Origin of the sequence: Halomonas aquatica, assembly GCF_040196335.1 — a bacterium.
GTDB lineage: Bacteria > Pseudomonadota > Gammaproteobacteria > Pseudomonadales > Halomonadaceae > Halomonas > Halomonas aquatica.
In genome coordinates, this window is sequence record NZ_JBEGCJ010000002.1 from 280,372 (window position 1) to 299,053 (window position 18,682).

General features: G+C 67.9%; 15 protein-coding genes and 1 riboswitch. Of the genes, 10 read left to right on the top strand and 5 right to left on the bottom strand.

Annotated features, from left to right (window positions below; translation table 11 throughout):
- Nucleotides 1-14 precede the first annotated feature (14 nt).
- The 4 genes from ABE960_RS04475 to ABE960_RS04490 form a co-directional block, all read right to left on the bottom strand.
- Nucleotides 15-1,646 (bottom strand): acyl-CoA synthetase, encoded by a 1,632-nt coding sequence (locus ABE960_RS04475; RefSeq protein WP_349761038.1) that lies wholly within the window; start codon nt 1,644-1,646, stop codon nt 15-17.
- Between the two features lie 75 nt (nt 1,647-1,721).
- Nucleotides 1,722-3,539, bottom strand: a complete 1,818-nt coding sequence (locus ABE960_RS04480; RefSeq protein ID WP_349761039.1) for an acyl-CoA dehydrogenase — start codon at nt 3,537-3,539, stop codon at nt 1,722-1,724.
- Nucleotides 3,540-3,682: 143 nt separating this feature from the next.
- A complete protein-coding gene (locus ABE960_RS04485; RefSeq protein ID WP_349761040.1) occupies nt 3,683-5,095 on the bottom strand; it encodes an MFS transporter in 1,413 nt (470 codons plus the stop codon).
- A 226-nt stretch (nt 5,096-5,321) separates the two neighbouring features.
- Complete coding sequence (locus tag ABE960_RS04490; protein WP_349761041.1) at nt 5,322-5,960, bottom strand: class I SAM-dependent methyltransferase; 639 nt, start codon at nt 5,958-5,960, stop codon at nt 5,322-5,324.
- A gap of 72 nt (nt 5,961-6,032) precedes the next feature.
- Here ABE960_RS04490 and ABE960_RS04495 point away from each other — a divergent pair, with 72 nt between their 5' ends.
- The 5 genes from ABE960_RS04495 (at nt 6,033) to tenA (ending at nt 12,304) form a co-directional block, all read left to right on the top strand.
- Complete coding sequence (locus tag ABE960_RS04495) at nt 6,033-6,425, top strand: VOC family protein (RefSeq protein WP_349761042.1); 393 nt, start codon at nt 6,033-6,035, stop codon at nt 6,423-6,425.
- A gap of 100 nt (nt 6,426-6,525) precedes the next feature.
- Complete coding sequence (locus tag ABE960_RS04500; RefSeq protein ID WP_349761043.1) at nt 6,526-6,909, top strand: DUF4870 family protein; 384 nt, start codon at nt 6,526-6,528, stop codon at nt 6,907-6,909.
- A gap of 3 nt (nt 6,910-6,912) precedes the next feature.
- The gene (locus tag ABE960_RS04505) at nt 6,913-7,842 is read left to right on the top strand and encodes a lysophospholipid acyltransferase family protein (RefSeq protein ID WP_349761044.1); all 930 of its coding nucleotides are present in this window, start codon (nt 6,913-6,915) and stop codon (nt 7,840-7,842) included.
- A gap of 61 nt (nt 7,843-7,903) precedes the next feature.
- Complete coding sequence (locus ABE960_RS04510; protein ID WP_349761045.1) at nt 7,904-11,293, top strand: hypothetical protein; 3,390 nt, start codon at nt 7,904-7,906, stop codon at nt 11,291-11,293.
- A gap of 150 nt (nt 11,294-11,443) precedes the next feature.
- Nucleotides 11,444-11,566, top strand: a riboswitch (TPP riboswitch).
- A gap of 69 nt (nt 11,567-11,635) precedes the next feature.
- A complete protein-coding gene (tenA, locus tag ABE960_RS04515; RefSeq protein WP_349761046.1) occupies nt 11,636-12,304 on the top strand; it encodes a thiaminase II in 669 nt (222 codons plus the stop codon).
- Between the two features lie 104 nt (nt 12,305-12,408).
- Here the strand turns inward: tenA and ABE960_RS04520 are convergent, their stop codons facing one another.
- A complete protein-coding gene (locus tag ABE960_RS04520) occupies nt 12,409-12,912 on the bottom strand; it encodes an outer membrane beta-barrel protein (protein WP_349761047.1) in 504 nt (167 codons plus the stop codon).
- A gap of 270 nt (nt 12,913-13,182) precedes the next feature.
- Between ABE960_RS04520 and ABE960_RS04525 the strand changes: the two genes are divergently transcribed.
- From ABE960_RS04525 to ABE960_RS04545, 5 genes are all read left to right on the top strand, one after another.
- Nucleotides 13,183-14,385 (top strand): acetate/propionate family kinase, encoded by a 1,203-nt coding sequence (locus ABE960_RS04525; protein ID WP_349761048.1) that lies wholly within the window; start codon nt 13,183-13,185, stop codon nt 14,383-14,385.
- Nucleotides 14,372-16,549, top strand: coding sequence for a phosphate acetyltransferase (pta, locus tag ABE960_RS04530; RefSeq protein WP_349761049.1), 2,178 nt, complete (start codon nt 14,372-14,374; stop codon nt 16,547-16,549). Before ABE960_RS04525 ends, pta begins: the two co-directional genes overlap by 14 nt.
- 94 nt (nt 16,550-16,643) lie before the next feature.
- Complete coding sequence (locus tag ABE960_RS04535) at nt 16,644-16,997, top strand: Lin0512 family protein (protein WP_349761050.1); 354 nt, start codon at nt 16,644-16,646, stop codon at nt 16,995-16,997.
- Entirely contained in the window at nt 16,990-17,364 is a 375-nt protein-coding gene (locus tag ABE960_RS04540; protein ID WP_349761051.1) for a Lin0512 family protein, read from the top strand. The genes ABE960_RS04535 and ABE960_RS04540 overlap by 8 nt, the downstream gene beginning before the upstream one ends.
- Before the next feature lie 147 nt (nt 17,365-17,511).
- On the top strand, nt 17,512-18,645 hold the full coding sequence (locus ABE960_RS04545; protein ID WP_349761052.1) for an aminotransferase class V-fold PLP-dependent enzyme: 1,134 nt from the start codon (nt 17,512-17,514) through the stop codon (nt 18,643-18,645).
- Nucleotides 18,646-18,682 lie beyond the last annotated feature (37 nt).

The window sequence follows — 18,682 nt, forward strand, 5'->3', positions numbered from 1 at the left end:
TTTGATTCTAAAACCTACTGATTCCTGGCTTCTTCGCGCAGCACGAATTTCTGGATCTTGCCGGTGGAGGTCTTGGGCAGCTCTGTGAAGATCACGTTCTTGGGCACCTTGAAGCGGGCCAGGTGCTCGCGGCAATGCTCGATGATCTCCTGCTCGGTGACCTCCCCGTAGCCCACCTTCAGCTTGACGAAGGCGCAGGGCGTCTCGCCCCACTTCTCATCGGGCTTGGCCACCACCGCGGCCTCTTCCACCGCCGGATGCGAGTAGATGGCGTCTTCCACCTCGATGGTGGAAATGTTCTCGCCGCCGGAGATGATGATGTCCTTGGATCGGTCCTTGATCTCCAGGTAGCCGTCCGGATGCCAGACCGCCAGGTCGCCGGTATGGTACCAGCCCCCATCGAGGGCCTGTTCGGTGGCAGACTCATTCTTGAGATAGCCCTTCATGACGTTGTTGCCGCGCATCAGGATCTCACCGATGGTCTCGCCGTCCTTGGGCACCGGCTCCAGGGTGACCGGGTCGGCCACACAGAGCGCCTCGAGCATGTGGTAGCGCACGCCCTGGCGGGCCTTGATCCTGGCCCGCTGTTCCAGGGGCAGTTCGTCCCAGGCCTCGCGCCAGGCGCACACGGTCACCGGGCCGTAGACCTCGGTCAGGCCGTAGACGTGGGTCACCTCGATGCCGAGCTGTTCGACCCCGGCGATCACCGAGGCGGGTGGCGCCGCGCCGGCGGTGGTGACCTTCACCGGATGATCGAAGTCGCGCTTCTGCTCGTCGGGCAGGTTGACGAGGCCGTTGAGCACGATGGGCGCACCGCTGAAGTGGCTCACCCCCTCATCGACGATCAGGTCCATGATCCGCTTCGGGTCGACCCGGCGCAGGCAGACGCTTACGCCGGCCCGGGCGGCGATGGTCCAGGGGAAACACCAGCCGTTGCAGTGGAACATCGGCAGGGTCCACAGGTAGACGGGATGGTGGGGCATGGCCCACTCGAGGATGTTGCTCACCGCATTCAGGTAGGCGCCACGGTGGTGGTAGACCACGCCCTTGGGCTTGCCGGTGGTGCCGGAGGTGTAGTTCAGCGAGATCGCCTGCCATTCGTCCTTCGGAAGCGTGTAGGCGTACTCCGGATCGCCCTCGGCCAGCAGGGCCTCGTACTCCAGTTCGCCGATGCGTCGCGCCGAGCCCTCGAAGAGCGCATCGTCCACGTCGATCAGCAGCGGCTTGTGGTCGAGCCTCTCCACCGCGGCCTCGATCACCCCCGCGAACTCGGGGTCGACCAGAACCGCCTTCGCCTCGCCGTGCTCGAGCATGTAGGCGATGGCCTCGGCGTCCAGGCGGATGTTCAGGGTGTTGAGCACGCAGCCCGCCAGCGGCACGCCGAAGTGGGCCTCGAACATGGCCGGCACGTTGGGCAGCATGGCCGCCACGGCCTGGCCGGGCAGGATGCCGTGTTTCTCCAGCGCCGAGGCGAGGCGCCGGCAGCGCTGCCAGGTCTCGGCCCAGGTGCGGCGGATCTCACCGTGCACCACCGCCGGGTAGTCCGGGTAGACCGAGGCGCTGCGCTCGATGAAGGTCAGCGGCGAGAGTGCCACGTGGTTGGCCGGCGTCTGGGGCAGGCCCTGCTCGAAGATGCTCTGGGTCATGATGGGCTCCACGAATGTCCTGAAGGGTCACCGCCGGCACGCGGGTCGGCGGCAGGCAAGGTCACTGGTCACTGCTCATAAAGAGCCGGGCTCGAAGGCGGCGAGGCTGGCCATGCCGGCCTCGATCACCGCTCTCTGGGCGCGACCCACGGGCAACCACTGGCGAATGACGAAATCGGCGCTCTGCAACTTGGCAGCATAGAAGGGATCAGGCCGTCCGGGGTCCGGCCGACTGCCGGTCTGCTGGGCGGTGTTGGCCGCCAGCGCCGCACGCCCCATCTGCCAGGCGCAGAGCACATGGCCGGCCAGGCTAAGGAAAGGCGTGGCGTAGGCCTGGATGGCATCCGGGCCGCGCTCCGGGTCACTGCCCTGCTCCAGCAGGATGGCCATGACAGCGGTGAGGTCGGCAGCGCCGGCGGCGAGCGCCTCGCCGAGGGCCGCCAGCTCTGGGGTCTCACTGAGCAGCCGGGCGGTTCCCTCCACGTCGTCGATCAGCCCGGCCAGGGCCGCCCCGCCGTCACGTTGCAGCTTGCGGCCGGCCAGGTCGAGGGCCTGGATGCCGTTGGTGCCCTCGTAGATGGGGGCGATCCGGGCGTCGCGCAGCAACTGGGCGGCGCCGGTCTCCTCGATGAAGCCCATGCCGCCATGCACCTGGACGCCGAGAGAGGCGATCTCCACGGCCTGGTCGGTGGAGAAGGCCTTGACCACAGGGATCAGCACGTCGACCTTGGCCTGGGCGGCCTCGCGCTCGCTCTCATCGGCGGCGTGGCGGGCCACATCGAGCTGGGCGGCGCAGAAGAGGGCCAGCGCGCGCAGGGCATCGGTGCGGGCGCGCATGGAGAGCAGCATGCGCCGCACGTCCAGGTGGTCGCTGATGGTGCACTCGCGCCCGCCGCGGCTCCTGGGGCTTTTGCCCTGCACCCGGTCCAGGGCGAAGGCGAAGGCCTGCTGGCAGGCCCGCTCGGCCACGCCGATGCCCTGCACGCCGACCTTGTGGCGCGCCTCGTTCATCATGGTGAACATGTGGTTGAGGCCACGCCCCTCCTCGCCTACCAGATAGCCGATGGCGCCCTCGTTCTCGCCGAAGCTCAGGGTGCAGGTGGGTGAACCGTGGATGCCCAGCTTGTGCTCGATGGAGGCACAGGTGACGTCATTGCGCTCGCCGAGCGAGCCGTCGTCATCAATCACCAGGTACTTCGGCACCAGGAACAGCGAGATCCCCTTGTTGCCCTCGGGGGCATCGGGGGTGCGCGCCAATACCAGGTGGATGATGTTCTCAGCGGCGTCGTGCTCGCCCCAGGTGATGTAGATCTTCTGGCCGAAGAGCCGATAGCTGCCGTCCTCCTGGGGTACGCCGCGGGTTCGCACCTTGGAGAGGTCGGAGCCGGCCTGGGGCTCGGTGAGGTTCATGGTGCCGGTCCAGGTGCCCTCGACCAGCTTCGGCAGATAGGTGGCCTTCTGCGCATCGCTGCCGTGGTGGGCCAGCGCCTCGATCGCCCCGGCCGTGAGCATCGGGCAGAGCCCGAGGGCCATGTTGGCGCCGTGGAGCATCTCCTGAACCGAGCTTGCCACCACCTCGGGCAGGCCCTGGCCACCCAGCGCCTCACCAACGCCGATACCGTTCCAACCGCCTTCGGCGTAGGCCTGGTAGGCCTCGATAAAGCCTTCGGGCACATTCACCGACCCGTCCTGGCGCAGGGTGCAGCCCTGGCGGTCGCCGCTGGCATTGAGGGGAGCCCAGACGTCCCCCGCGAGCTTCGCCGCCTCCTCCAGCACCGCCTCGACCAGGTCGGGGCTGGCCTCCTCGAAGCCGGGCAGGGCCAGGGAGCCGTGTTCCAGCACTTCCTCCAGCACGAAGCGGAAGTCGCGGACGGGGGCGGCGTAGGGGGTCATGGATCACCTCGGGGAAAAATGGTAGCGCCGATAGTAGATTCCCTACTTTCCGTTAACCATTATTCCAAGGTCGATCCCGGAGACGCACGAGCCCGCGTCCGGACAGCGGGCTCGTGGTCGGAGGGCTCCTCGCCGACAGGGCGTCAGGAGCGCGCAGGACCCGACTGGGGCGACTCGTCGGACGTCGGCTCCTCATCGGGTTCTAGCTCGTCATCATAGTAGACGACATGGGACTGGTCGGGTGGCGGAGGGCCCACCAGCGGCTCGGCCACCTCGACCTCAGATACGGCGCCGGAGAGATCCTCCATGTGCTCGTGCTCCCGGGCACCCTGTACCCATTCCTCGGTCACGGAGAGCTCGGCGCCCACCGAGGACATCGGAGTGGAGGCGGAGAACGGCGCCACCGGTACCGGCGCCGGACGCACTCTGCGCCGCCAAGAGAAGAAGGCCACCAGCAATATTCCGATGGTACCGAAGGCCCAGAACAGGCCGGCATCGCCCAGCAGGGCGAGCACCGGGGAGATCAACGGCGGACTGATGGCCGAGCCGATGGCATTGATCAGCAACAGGCCCTGGCTCATGCGGACCAGGGCACCGGCCGGCGCCCGGTCGGCGGCATGGCCCACCGCCACCGGATAGAGCGAGAAGACGCCGCCCCCGAGGAGGAACAGCAGGCCGGCCAGGATCCACTGGTTGATCGGCAGCCACAGGACGGCCGCCGAAATCAGGGTGCAGAAGGCACCGATCAGGATCAGCACCAGCTGGCGGTCGTGGCGATCCGACCAGCGCCCCACCGGGTACTGCAGCAGCATGGCGCCGAGAACCACCACCGCCATCATCTGGCCGATCCGCTCCACCGGCAGGCCGGTGCGCTGCAGGTAGAGCGGCAGCAGGGAGTAGACCGCCGCCACCATCAGCCCCGAGCCGAAGCTGCCCATGACCCCGGTAGGGGTCAGGGTGACCAGACGCAGCGGCGAGAGCGGCTCGGCCTTCTCGATCAGTGGCGAGACCCGCGGGATCATCGCCATGGGCAGCACCGACAGCGAGGCCAGCAGGCCGATCACCATGAAGGAGGCGGGCCCACCCATGGCCTCGGTGACACCCAGCAACAGCTGGCCGAGCACGCCGGCGGCATAGAGCGAAATCATGTAGAGGGCCAGCAGGCGGCCGCGTACCCGGGCATCGCCGGAGGCCAGCAGCCAGCTCTCGATGACGAGATACACGCCCACCGTGGCCCAGCCGCCGATCAGGCGCAGGGCGAACCAGGCCCAGGGCTCGGCCACCAGGCCCTGCAGCAGCACGGTGACTGCCACCAGCGAGGCGAAACTGCCGTAGGCGCGGATATGCCCGATGCGCAGCAGCAGCCGGTCGTTGAGCATGGCGCCCAGCGCCAGGCCGATGAAGTAGGCGGAAGAGACCCAGCCGATCACCACCGCCGACTCGCCGGCGGCATCCAGGCGCAGAGTGATCACGGTGGCAAGGAAACCGTTACCGATCCCCAGGATGAAGAGCCCCAGAAGAGGAGCCAGGGCCATGGCCAGCAGTTGCCGCGACATGAAGGGCCTCACAGCAGCAGGTGGGTAGGGGTAACAGGAAGGGTGGCAGAAGGTGCCGGAGAACGCCTAACGGTGGGCCGTTGAGCGATTCCTAATACAAGAAATCATACCCTCGGCAGACGGGGAGTCAAACGTTTTCCAGAGCTCCTCGTGCCGGCCCAGCAAGACCGTCAGGTGGGCCGCGAGATGTCCGATTAAGCCTGGCACGCCCCCGGCCGGGACACCGCTAACGACGCTGCAGCAGGGCCACGTCCGCCGCGGGAAACTCGACGCGCATGTCCAGATGCCCGGCGAGCCATTCCAGGCTTGCCTCGCTGAAGAAGCACACATGGGTGGGGTCGAGGATGTAGTGCCAGCCGGCGAAGGCCTCAGGACCGGCCACCCGCTTGGTCATCAGCCCCAGCCAGCCGCCTGGCTCGAGCAGGGAAGCCAGCCGCGCGAGTTCCCGGCCGGGCTCGAAGAGATGCTCCGCCACCTCGGTGGCCGTGATGAACGCATAGCGACGGTCGAGCACCGAGGCGTCCGGCGCGTAAAAGGGGTCGTAGATGGCCATCGGATGACCCGCCTCCTCGAACATCACCGAGAGGGTCGGCCCCGGCCCTGCCCCGAAGTCGAGCCCTCGCGCTCCCGGGGCAAGCCGGCGCTGCAGTGGGTCGAAGAGGCGAGAAAGAAAGCGCCGATAACCGGCGTCGTCGGGGGAATTCACGTGCTGGTCATAGACCGCTCGCTCCGCCGCAGCATCGAGGCGCTGCGCCGGTGGAACGAAGACCAGCGCGCAGCACCGGCACCGCTGATAGTCGCGCCGGTGATCGCAGTGGAAGTGCGTGGTATCGGTCGACGTGCATAGCGGACAGGTCAGCATCATCGTATCCTCTGTGCCAGAACAGGCTCCCCCAGAATTCCCCTGCTATCTCCAGAACCCCGCAAGGAGACCCGAATGCTGTCAGGTCTGGACCACCTGGTCATCACCGTGACCGACATTTCCCGCGCCGTGGACTTCTACTCCCGTGTCCTGGGGCTCGAGGTCCGCTATCGCGACCGGGAACGCGTCGACCTGATGCTGGGCGACATCGCCCTGCGCCTGCACTGGACCGCCACCGACGTGACTCCCCGGGCAGCCACGCCCACGCCAGGCAGCCTGGACCTCTGCTTGCGCAGCCTGCTGCCCCTGGACGAGGTCCAGCGCCATCTGGAGGCACTGGACGTGGAGGTGGAGCTCGGCCCGGTGCCCCGCCAGGGCGCCACTGGCCAGATCGAATCGCTCTACCTGCGTGACCCGGACGGCAACCTGCTGGAGATCAGCCGGCCCATTAAGTTCCAGACCGACTGAGCCCCCGACAGACTGAGACCCAGACCGACCGAGCCCCGGTGGCATTGTCGGCGTCGAGCGGTATCATTGGGGCCAGCCTATCGACCTTCAGGGAAGAGCCATGAACGACAACCTGTATCAAGACGACGACCGGGTCGTCGCCGAACACGGGCACGCCCCCGACACGACGATTCCCATCGTGGTATATGTGCTGCACCTGGCAGGCATGGTCACGGGCGGCCTGACCTCACTGGTGGCCGTGGTGATCGCCTACGTCTACCGCGGCAAGGGGCCAGTGTGGATCGACGAGCACTACCGCTACCAGATCCGCACCTTCTGGCTGGCCCTGCTGTTCTTCGGCGTGTCCGGCCTGCTCACCCTGGTACTGATCGGCTTCCTGACCTGGCTGGCCGCCGTGGTCTGGCTGGTGATCCGCTGTGTGAAGGGGCTCAAGGCGCTGAACGAGAAACGCGCGCCGGACAACGTGGACACCTGGTGGGTGTGATCCATGTCCGACGGTGAGTCCCGCTTCCTTGCCCTCCAGGCCCGCGCCATCGCCACCCTGTGGCGATGCCTCTCGGGTCGTCGCCTGGCGACCCTGTGGCGGCTGGCACGCCTGGTCGGCCCGCTGGTGGAGCGCTTCAGTCGACGGGAACGCTTCGTCACCCGTACCAACCTGGCCGAGGTCTACCCCACGCGAGGCGACGCCGATCGTCGCCAACTGGCCCGGCAGAGCCTGACCCACTCCACCGCCACCATGCTGGAACTGGGCTTCGCCTGGATGGGCGACCCCGAGCGGGTCGAAGGATCGATCGTCGAGGTACACGGCCGCGAACTGCTCGACGGGGCCAGGGCCGAGGGTCGTGGCGTCATCGTGCTGGCCCCGCACTTCGGCAACTGGGAGGTGCTGAACTTCTGGCTCTCCGGCCACTTTCCCTTCACCGCGATGTACGAACCCCCCAAGCTTGCCCCACTGGACCCGATCATCCGCCAGGGCCGGGAGCGACGCGGCGCGCAGCTGGTGCCGACCAACCCCCGCGGCGTGGCCGCCCTGCTCAAGGCGCTGAAGCGCTCCGAAGCCGTGGGCATCCTCCCCGACCAGGAACCGGACTGGGGCAGCGGCGTCTTCGCACCCTTCTTCAGCCGGCTCGCCTACACCGCCACCCTGCTCCCCAAGCTGGTGGCCCGCACCGAGGCGCGGGTCGTCACCGGCGTGGCCCTGCGACTGCCCGGCAAGGGCTTCGCCCTCCACTTCCTGGCCGCCGACGAGCGGGTCTATGCCGCCGACGAGGTCACCTCGGCCACCGGCGTCAACGCCAGCGTGGAGTCCGCCATTGCCCTGGACCCGGCCCAGTACCAGTGGGAGTACAAGCGCTACCGCAAGACCCCCCAGGAGGCCGAGGCGCACCCAGAGCACCGGCGCTTCCGGCTCTATTGAACGTGGCCGTTGCCGTTCGACTTGAAGGTGGCCCCATGCCCCCAGCACGCAAGCGCCTTCCATGATTCGCTCCACGCCGCTCAGGACGCTGGCCTGGCTCGCCCTCTTCCTGGCGGCCCTCTATCCTCTCTACCTCGTCACCGCCAACACCCTGCTCAACAGCGACTGGGGACGCCACCAGCTCGACCGCGCCCCGCACGTCACGCTGGAATGGGAGCGGGCCTGGACGGCCTTTCCCGGACACATGCGGGTGACCAGGCTCAGCCTTGCCGGCACGGCCGCCGAGCACCGCTATGCGCTGAAGGCAGAGACCGCCACACTGGACTTCTCCCTGGCCCCGCTGCTCGGCGGTGAGTTCCGACTTCGACGACTCGATGCCGAGGGCATCCGCCACGCCAGCCTGGATGCGTACCGCCTGCAGGGTAGCGGCAGCCTTCACCTGGCAGGCTTCGACTGGGGCGCCGGCATGCTCGCCGCGAAGGAAGTGAAGCTGACGCTGGACAACGGCGCCGTGCTGAAGGACGACATGCGGCTGGTGGAGGGCGTCACCCTGGAGGCCAACCTGGCCCTCGCCCCGCTGGCACTGGCCGAAACCGCCGGCAACGAGGCGGGACGCTTCGTCTCCGGCACCGTCGCCCTGGCCGGACGCAGCGATGCCTACACCGTCTTCAACCCCTACCTCGCCTCGCTCGGCTGGCTGGAAGTCGGTGGCCGCGGCGACCTGAAAGGCGAGGTCGTGATCGAGGCCGGCGAGGTACAGCCGGGCAGCCGCCTGCGCCTCGACTCCCCGCAGTTGAGCGTGCGCCTCGACGAGAGCCACTGGCTGGAGGGGGGGGCGAGCTACCATATCGATGGAGCCGGCTCGGTGGAGGCCGAGATGGCAGATCGCGCCCGCCTCGCCGTCGAGCTTGACGACATCGAGATGGCCGATGTCGCCGCTTCCCCCGCGTCTGCGCCCCTGCTGCGCGGCGACGGCTTTCAGCTCGACCTCACCGCACCCGCCCTGCGCCTGGAAGCGCCCTCCGACCAGCGTCACGAGGCGCGTGATGTTCGGGCCCGGCTGCAATGGCGGAACACCGAGGTGGGCGACATTGCCGCTCTCGACCACTATCTCCCTGCCGAGCTGCCATTGACCCTGGAGGGCGGTGTGGCACGGCTGCAGGGCGAGCTTAACTACGATGGCGAGCGCCTGAGCGGGGGATTCGACCTGTCCGGCGAGGCACTGGCCCTTCGCCTCGGCGAGCAGCCGCTGCGAGGACGCCTCGGCCTGCACCTGCCGATTGCCGAGCTCGACGTCGAACACGGCATGGTGGACATCTCCGGCACGCGACTCGACCTCGACGCCGCCGCCCCGGGCGAGGCGCAGCCGCTCACTACCCAGCTGCAACTGCCCACGGCACGGTTCCAGTCGCCGCTGGCCTGGCGAACACGCGGTGACACGCCCCCGCTCGACGGCGCCATCCCCTGGTCAGCGGATGTGGAACTGCGCGGCAGGGTTGCCCATCTCGGCATGCTCGCCCCTTTGCTCGCCCCCCTGCTGGCCGAACGATTCGGCGATGTCGGACTGGCCCTGGAAGGCGGCGGCCGGCTCGCCGGGACCTTGCACATCCGGGATGGGCAGCCGCTGGCGGGCAGCCAGGTGGAGGTACGCTCCGAGGAGCTCGAGGCGCGCTTCCTCGGTGTCCATGCCCGCGGCGATGGTCGGGCGCACCTCGCCCTGCGGCCCGATGGCCCAGACCCGCAGGCCGACGTCGAGCTGATCTTCGACGAGGTGGCCCTCACTCGCCTCGCGGATGGCCGTGAACTCCTCCAGGCCGAGCAGCTTTCCCTCACCGGTACGGCGAGTGCACGACCGAAGCTCCCGGGTTCCCGCTCAATGACGGTGGAGTGGCATGGCGCGCGCATTCCCGATGTGGCGGTGCTCAACGCCTACCTGCCGGAGGCGGTGCCGCTGCGGCTGGAGGCCGGATGGGCCGACAGCAGCGGGCGCATCATGCTGGAGGACGACCGAGGCCGAGGGCGCATCACCCTGGCAGGCGACGAGATACGGGGTCGCCTGCTGGAAGAAGACTTCCTGGGCGAACTGGACGTGACCCTGGAGCTGGGCGAGATCGTTCCCGACCGCCAGCGGGTCGACCTGTCCGGCAGCCGGCTGGAACTGACCGCCTCGTCGAGTCGCGGGGAGCCGCTTCACACCCTGCTGGTGCTACCCAGGGCGAGGCTCGAGGGCGGCTTCGACTGGCCCGGCCGGGAGGCGCCACGCCGCCCTATGGCCGGCACCCTGCAGTTGGATGGCCAGCTCGACCGTCTCGGCTTCCTCAATGCCTTTCTGCCCGACGAGCATGGCCTGGCCGTCCAGGGTGGCGGACGCCTGACCCTCGACCTCGATCTCGCGAACGGCGAGGTGATGCCCGACAGCCAGCTTCGCGTGGACTCCGACAGGCTCGCCGTTCGCTTCCTGCACTACGAGGCCTTCGGCGACGGCTCGCTGGTGCTGGAGGCCACCGACCCCGGCGCGCAGTTGAAGCTCTCCCTGCCGCGCTTCGGCCTGCGCCGCCAGGAGGGAAGCGACACGCTGATCGACGGCCGCCTGCTGGAGATCCGCAGCGTGGCGCAGCGGCTGAACCCGAGCGGGGGCCTGGAGGCACTCAGCACGCGCATCGACATGCCCGATGTGGCGATACCAGACCTCGTCGCCTTCAATGACTACCTCCCGAAGGATGCGGGCATCGCCTTCCTGTCGGGCCAGGCGACGATGGCCACCCATCTGAGGCTCGAGGGACTAATGGCCGAGGGCAGCCTTGAGCTGAACGCCGCCGACGCCCGCCTCGCCTTCGACGAGCAGATTCTGGAGGGCAGCCTGGCGCTGGAGACTCGCCTTTCCGATGGCGACCTGGACACGCTGCGCTTCGACGTCTCCGGCTCGGAACTTCGCATGAGCGACGTGCGCCTGGAGAACGCCAGCGGCGGCCTGACCCGAGGCTGGTGGGCGCGCCTCGAGGTCCCCGAGGGGCACATGCGTTGGGTGGCACCGCTGGCGCTCGACGCCCGGCTCGACCTGGCCATGCGCGACAGCGGCCTGCTGGTCAACCTGTTTGTCGACTCGTCCCGGGAACGGAGCTGGCTGCGTGAAAGGCTGACGCTCGGCGAGGTGCGCGGCAAGGTGCGCGTGATGTTCGACGACGACACCCTCCGCCTGGAGGACCTGGCGGTGCAGGGCGGCAGTCGCCTGGAGCTGCTGGCCAACGTCGCCCTGCGCGACCCCCACCTGGCGGGCCGCGCCCTCGCCCGCTACGGACCCTTGCGGCTGGGCATCGAGCTTGACGGCGATCGCCGTCGATGGCAGCTGCGCAACGTCCGCGAATGGTATGAGAGCGGTCGCCCCGCCAGCGAGCTGACACTTCCCGACCGGATGGAGTGGGTCGAAATGCTGGACACCGAGCCGGAATGACGCGCCACCAACCAAGGGACGGGATGACCCACGGGGTCGACAACGGCCTGGTCGGCGACGACGTGAAGCGGATCCTCGAGCTGGAAGCCATCCGGCAGTAGCCGGCCGCGGGCGGGCTGGCAAGGGACGGCCAGCCTGCTAGACTGGCCGCATCGCTTGACGGGGTGCCGGTGAATCCGGCTGAGATGGCGCAGGTTCGCAGACGAACGCAGCGCTGGTCCCGTGGAACCTGATCCGGCTGGTACCGGCGTAGGAATCAAGCGGTGACCAGTGCTTCGTTGTCCCCTCCCTGGCCACCCTCTCCCGCCCTGCTGCCGGATCGCCCCCCTGACCGGAGGCAAGATGGGCTACCGATTCGACGACCTCACCGCGGCCTGCCAGGACGACTGGCGCGCCTACATCGAGCATGAGTTCGTCCGTCGACTGGGCGACGCCACCCTCGAGGAGGGCGCCTTTCGCCACTACCTGCAGCAGGACTACCTCTTCCTGATCCACTTCGCCCGGGCCTATGCCCTGGCCGCCTACAAGAGCCGTGATCTCGACGAGCTCCGCCACGCCTTCGCGGGCCTCAAGACTATCCTCGACGTCGAGCTCGGTCTGCACGTGGACTACTGCCGCGAGTGGGGCATATCGGAGGAGGAACTGGCCCGCCTGCCCGAGGCACGCGCGACGCTCGCCTATACGCGCTACGTGCTGGACACCGGCCATCGCGGCGACCTGCTGGATCTGCACGTGGCCCTCGCCCCCTGCCTGATCGGCTACGGCGAGATCGCGGGCTGGCTCGATGCCCAGGCCGCTACCGTTCGCGGCAAGGCCAACCCCCATGACGCCTGGATAGCCATGTACGAGAGCGTAGACTTCCAGCAGGCCATGGCCGACGAGCGCGCCTGGCTGGATGCGCGTCTGGCGGACGTGACGCCACGCCGCTTTGCCGAACTCTGCGTGGTGTTCCGCGACGCCACCCGGCTCGAGATCGACTTCTGGCAGATGGGGCTGGACCGGAGCCTCTGAGCAAGCCCCCGTTGTCGTCCCGGGCCACGACCACACAACGAAGATCGCCCCCGCCGCTAGTCAGCTAGCGGCGGGGGCGATTCGCATGATGCCCGTCACAGGGATCAGAAGCGGAACGTCATCCCGAGACTGGCGGCATCGAAGGTGTAGTTCGACTCGTCCAGGTAGCGCATGTAGTCGGCACTCACGGCGAGGTTGGGGGCCACGTCGAACTCGGCACCGCCCCCGTAGGAGAAGTCGCTCTCGTCAGAGAGATCGAAATCCACCTCGGTGAAGCCGACCAGGCCGTAGAGCCGGAAGGTCGGCACGATGGGCAGGATGCCCTTGGCATAGGCGCCGGCCAGGTAGTCCAACTCGACGCCCTCGTCGGATCCACCGGTACCGAGATGGCCTTCCAGGGCGAAGTAGTCGTTGAACGCCACGCCACCCCGCAGGCGCAGGCCGGTGCTGTCGACGCTGCCACCGACATCCGGGTCGAGCTCCCAGAACATGGCATCGGCGCCGAGGTAGGGACTCGGCTGGTAGTTCATCGGGCTGCCCTGAGCATGGGCGGTGGCGCCAGCCAGAAGCAGGGCGGCGGATACGGCAGAGATCGTGATGGTCTTCATGACACACCTCCAGTTAAAAAACAGTGTTTCCATACACACGATCATTCTGGTACAGCATTGATCAGGGCGCAAGATATTCTGTCGCTCGAATCAATGGCAGCGACTGGCCGCTCACTACAAGGCAGGCGCGTCCGCGCCGCAGGCCCCTGGGGCACCGAATCCCTGAACCCTGCACCGCAACATGCTAGATTCGACATGCTCAGGCGTCGCATTGTCTGTCCTGTGCGACGTGACCGCTCGCCCCGAGCACGCCAATCCGACGGGATGCCCATGAACGACCCGGTACTGGTAATCAACTGCGGCTCCTCGTCGATCAAGTATGCCCTGGTGCCCGCCTCGCCCGACCAGCCCCGCCTGGCCGGCCTAGCCGAGCGCCTGGGCAGCGTGGATGCCCGCCTCACGGGGATCGACAGCGAGGGACGCGGGTTCTCGCGACCACTCCACGGCGCCGAGCACGCCGAGGCCATGGCGACCATCCTCGAGACTCTCGAGGGGCAGCAGCCCGTGGCGGTGGGGCATCGCATCGTCCACGGCGGTGAGCGATTCACCCGGGCCACTCGCATCGACGCCGCCGTGAAGCGAGCCATCGAGGCCACCGTGGCCCTGGCGCCGCTTCACAACCCGGCCAACCTGTCGGGCCTGGCGGCCACCCTCGCATTGTTCCCCGACCTGCCCCAGGTGGCGGTCTTCGATACCGCCTTCCACCAGACCCTGCCCCCTCACGCCTACCGCTACGCCCTGCCGGAACCGCTCTATCGCCGTCACGGCATCCGCCGCTACGGCTTCCATGGCAGCAGCCACGCCTTCGTGAGCGCACGGGTCGATGGCCTGAGTGACCGAAGCCATGGTGGCTGGCTCATCGCGCACCTGGGCAACGGCTGCTCAACCTGTGCGGTCTGGCACGGGGAGAGCGTCGACACCAGCATGGGACTGACCCCCCTGGAGGGGCTGGTGATGGGTACCCGCAGCGGCGACGTCGACCCCGGCCTGCACGCCCACCTGGCGCGCCAGTTGGGCTGGTCGATCGAGCGCATCGACACCCTGCTCAACAAGGAGAGTGGCCTGCTGGGTCTCTCCGGGCTCTCCAATGACATGCGCCGCCTGCACCAGGCAGCCGCCGAGCACCACGCGGGTGCGCTGCTGGCCATCGAGGTGTTCTGCTATCGCCTGGCCAAATCGCTGGCGGGACTCTCCTGTGCCCTGCCCCGCCTGGATGGCATCGTCTTTACCGGCGGCATCGGCGAGAATGACAGCGACGTGCGCGCCAGGGTGGTCAAGCTGCTGCCACACTTCGGCCTTAGGCTGGACGCCATCGCCAACGCCCGAACCGTGGGCGGCCGCGAGGGCCGCATCGATCTCGACGTGGGCGGCCGGATTCCCGAGCTGTGGGTCATCCCCACCGACGAGGAGGGGCGCATCGCCGAGGAAACCCGCCAGCTGCTGGAACAAGAGGCTACCCATGCCCCCGAGTGACCGCCGTCCCGATCCCCGCAACGTGCTGCTGGTGCCCACCGACAGTGGCGTTGGCCTGACCTCCGCCTGCCTGGGGCTGATCCGCGCCCTGGACACCATCGGGCTGAAGGCCGGCTTCCTCAAGCCTTTCCGTCAGGACGAGCTCAATGGCAACGGCCCCGATCACTCCTGCGCCCTGGCCACCAGTACCCTGAACCTTTCACCTCCCGAGCCGCTGCCCCAGGCACGGCTCGAGCACCTGCTGCGCGAGGATCGCGTCGACGATCTGATGGAGGAAGCCGTTGACCGCCATGCCCGGGTCGTCATGCCCGAGGCGGGCGACGCCCCCGAGCTGGTGGTGATAGAGGGACTGGCACCCAGCCAACACAGCAGCTACGCGACCCGGCTCAACGTAGAGCTGGCCCATGCGCTGAATGCGCGCACCATCCTCGTGGCCGATGGCGACCTGAGCGATCCCCGCGACCTGGCAGAGCGGCTCGACATTCACGCCCAGGCATTCGAGGGCGTCGATTCCCCGCGAACGCTCGGCTGCATCCTGATGCGCCTGCGCCCCCTGCCAGACGCTGAGGGCTCCACGTCGCTGGCGGCGCCGATGCTCACCGCCCAGCGCATGGAAGAGTGGACCACGAGCCTGCGCCGTTTCCTTCCGGCGCTGGACGGCGATCGTTTCCACCTGATCGGTGCCGTGCCCTGGCATACACTCCTCTCCGCGCCGCGGGTACTGGATGTCGCCAGGGCCCTGGAGGCACGCATCCTTCACCGGGGTGAGGCCGACAGTCGTCGGGTGATGGGCACCAGCCTGTGCGCCCGCAGCGCCTCCCATGCCCTGCACATGTTCCGCCCCGGCCGCCTGCTGGTCACCTCCGGGGATCGGGCTGACATCCTGCTCGCCGCGTCGCTTGCAACCATGAACGGGGTGCCGCTGGCGGGCGTGCTGCTGACACACGGAGAACTTCCCGACGACGCGATGATCGAGTTCTGTCGTCCGGCGCTGGCGAGCGGCCTGCCGATACTGGCCGTGGACTCCGACAGCTTCGCCACGGCCCAGCAGCTGGACCGCATGGCCAACGACATTCCCATCGACGACCCGGAGCGGGCCGAGCAGGTGACCCGCTTCGTGGCCGGCCACCTCGACCTGCAATGGCTCAAGGAGAACCTCAGCCTCGGCTACCCGAGCCGGCTCTCGCCGGCCGCCTTCCGCCACCGGCTGGTCAGGCTGGCCCAGCAGGAGAGCAAGCGCATCGTGCTGCCCGAGGGCAGCGAGCCGCGCACCGTGGAAGCCGCGGTGATCTGCCAGCAGCGGGGCATCGCCCGCTGCGTGCTGTTGGCCAGGCGCGAGGAGGTCGAGGCGGTGGCCCGGCAGCGCGGCCTCGAATTGCCCGAGGATCTCGAGATTCTCGATCCGGCCGAGCTCCGCCTCTCCTACGTCAAGCCGATGGTCAAGCGTCGTCCCGGCAAGCTCAATGCCCTGACCGCCGCGGACCAGCTCCAGGACACGGTGGTGCTGGGCACGATGATGCTGGCCGAGGGCGCGGTGGACGGCCTGGTGTCGGGGGCGATCCACACCACCTCCAACACCATACGTCCTGCCTTCCAGCTGATCAGGACGGCTCCCGGCTACCGGCAGGTGTCGTCGATCTTCTTCATGCTGCTGCCCGATCAGGTGGTGGTCTACGGCGACTGCGCGGTGATTCCCGATCCAGACGCCGAGGCCTTGGCCGAGATCGCCATACAGAGCGCCCGCTCCGCCGCGGCCTTCGGCATCGAACCCCGAGTGGCGATGATCAGCTACTCCACCGGGGAATCCGGCAGCGGGGCCGACGTGGAGAAGGTGCGCAAGGCCACGCGCATCGCCCGGGAGCGCGAGCCTTCTCTGTGCATCGACGGACCGCTGCAGTATGACGCCGCGGCCATCGAGAGCGTGGGCCGCCAGAAGGCACCCGACTCGCCGGTGGCGGGGCGCGCCACGGTCTTCGTGTTTCCCGACCTCAACACCGGCAACACCACCTACAAGGCGGTCCAGCGCAGTGCCGGGGTGGTCAGCGTCGGGCCCATGCTGCAGGGTCTCAACAAACCGGTGAACGACCTCTCGCGGGGAGCGCTGGTCGACGACATCGTCTACACCATCGCCCTGACCGCCATCCAGGCCGGCCGGGATTCCTGAGGTCTCCTCCCTGCTGACCCACCTCAATGGCTCCAGTCGAGGCTCGACATCAGGGGGCGATACAACGCCACGCGCCGACACAGAGGAGATGCACATGGACAAGACCCGCATGGTGACCCAGTTCGGCATGGGCACGTCGATCCGCAGCCGTGACTATACCGAGGCCGCGGCAAGGGCGATCCGCGATGCCCTGTGGCACCACTCGCTCAATGTCGCCGATGCCTTCGGTTTTCCCAAGGAGGCCATGCTGATCGACGCCGAGATCGGGGTTCAGGATCCCGCCGCCGTCGACCCGGCGGCCCTGCTGGGTATCTTCCCGTACGGCCAGCCCTCGGTCAGGCTGGTCAAGGGCGGGCTGGACGTCACCCAACCCGACGGAAGCGGCACCACCGTGATTGCCAATGCCGCAGTCATCGTCTCCTTCGACATGGAACGACACCATGACTGAACGACGCATCATCCTGGAAATGGGGACTGGCAACGACCTCTACGGCGAGGACTACACGAAGGCCGCCTGCCGCGCCGTGCAGGATGCCCTGCACCACTCATCCATCGTGATGTTCAAGTCGCTGGGCTATGACAATCGGGAAATGCGCGTGCAGGTCACCATCGGCGTACAGGATCCGGATCGAGTCGACGCCGAGGCGGTGGCGGCTGAGCTGCCCCGCGGACGACCGGAGGTCAAGGTGGTGCACGGCGGGCTGAACGTGCATGACCCGGACAACGACACTACCCACGTCGTGGCTTCGGCGGCCATCAGCGCCTTCCTGCCCATCGAGGACGGAGCCTGGCGGTTGAGCGAGCCTGCCGTCTGAAACGCCCAACTCCCGCCACAGGATCGTAGGCCTCCTGCTCAGGCCGCCGACGCACGCCACCAGGCCCCTATCGGCTGGCCTGAGCGCCGGATTGCGAATATGCTCTGGTCCATACGCAATGGCCCGCACCACAACAGGGAGACCGCAATGGCCGGACTGCTACCCGATGTCGACCCCGATGGAATGCTCGAGTACTCGGTGGTCTACACCGATCGCGCACTGAACCACATGTCCAAGAGCTTCCAGGGCGTGATGCGAGACGTATCCGCCACGCTGAAGGAGGTCTACCGCGCCCATTCGACGGTGATCGTCCCCGGCAGCGGTACCTTCGGCATGGAGGCCGTGGCACGCCAGTTCGCCAAGGACCGTCGCTGCCTGGTGATCCGCAACGGCTGGTTCAGCTACCGCTGGAGCCAGATACTCGAGATGGGCAAGATCCCATCCGACGTCAACGTGCTCAAGGCCCGCCGGCTGAACGAGGACGATCCGACCTCCCCCTTCGCCCCACCCCCCATCGAGGAAGTGGTCGAGGCGATCCACCAGCAGCAGCCGGATATCGTCTTCGCGCCCCACGTCGAGACCTCCTCGGGCATGCTGCTGCCGGACGACTACCTGCAGAAGGTCGCCGATGCCATTCACGAGGAGGGTGGGCTCTTCGTGGTCGACTGCATCGCTTCCGGCACCCTGTGGATCGACATGCAGGACATCGGCGTCGACGTGCTGGTCAGCGCCCCGCAGAAGGGCTGGAGTGCCAGCCCCTGCTGCGGCATGGTCATGCTCTCTCGCCAGGCCCGGGAGATCATCGAGGAAACCACCAGCAGCAGTTTCGCCTGCGACCTGAAGAAGTGGCTGTCCATCATGGAGGCCTACGAGGCCGGGGGGCACGCCTATCACGCCACCCTGCCCACCGAGGGCCTGCGCCAGCTGCGCGACGTGATGCGAGAGACCGCTGAATACGGCTTCGACAAGGTATGTGAAGAGCAGCGCGAGGTGGGTCGCCGGGTACGCGAAATGCTCGCCAAGCACGGCTACAAGAGTGTCGCGGCGCCGGGCTTCGAGGCGCCGGGCGTGGTGGTCTGCTACACCGAGGACGAGGGCATCGTCGGCAAGTTCCTCGAGGCCGGTGTCCAGGTGGCCGCCGGCGTGCCGCTGATGTGCGACGAGGGCGAGACCTTCCGCTCCTTCCGTATCGGCCTGTTCGGCCTCGACAAGCTCCATCACCCGGAGCGCACCCTGGAGAGCCTGGAGTCGGCCCTGCCTCAGGTGGAAAGCGCCGAATAACCGGCCATGGCGCCAGGAGCCAAATGACAGCGGGGCG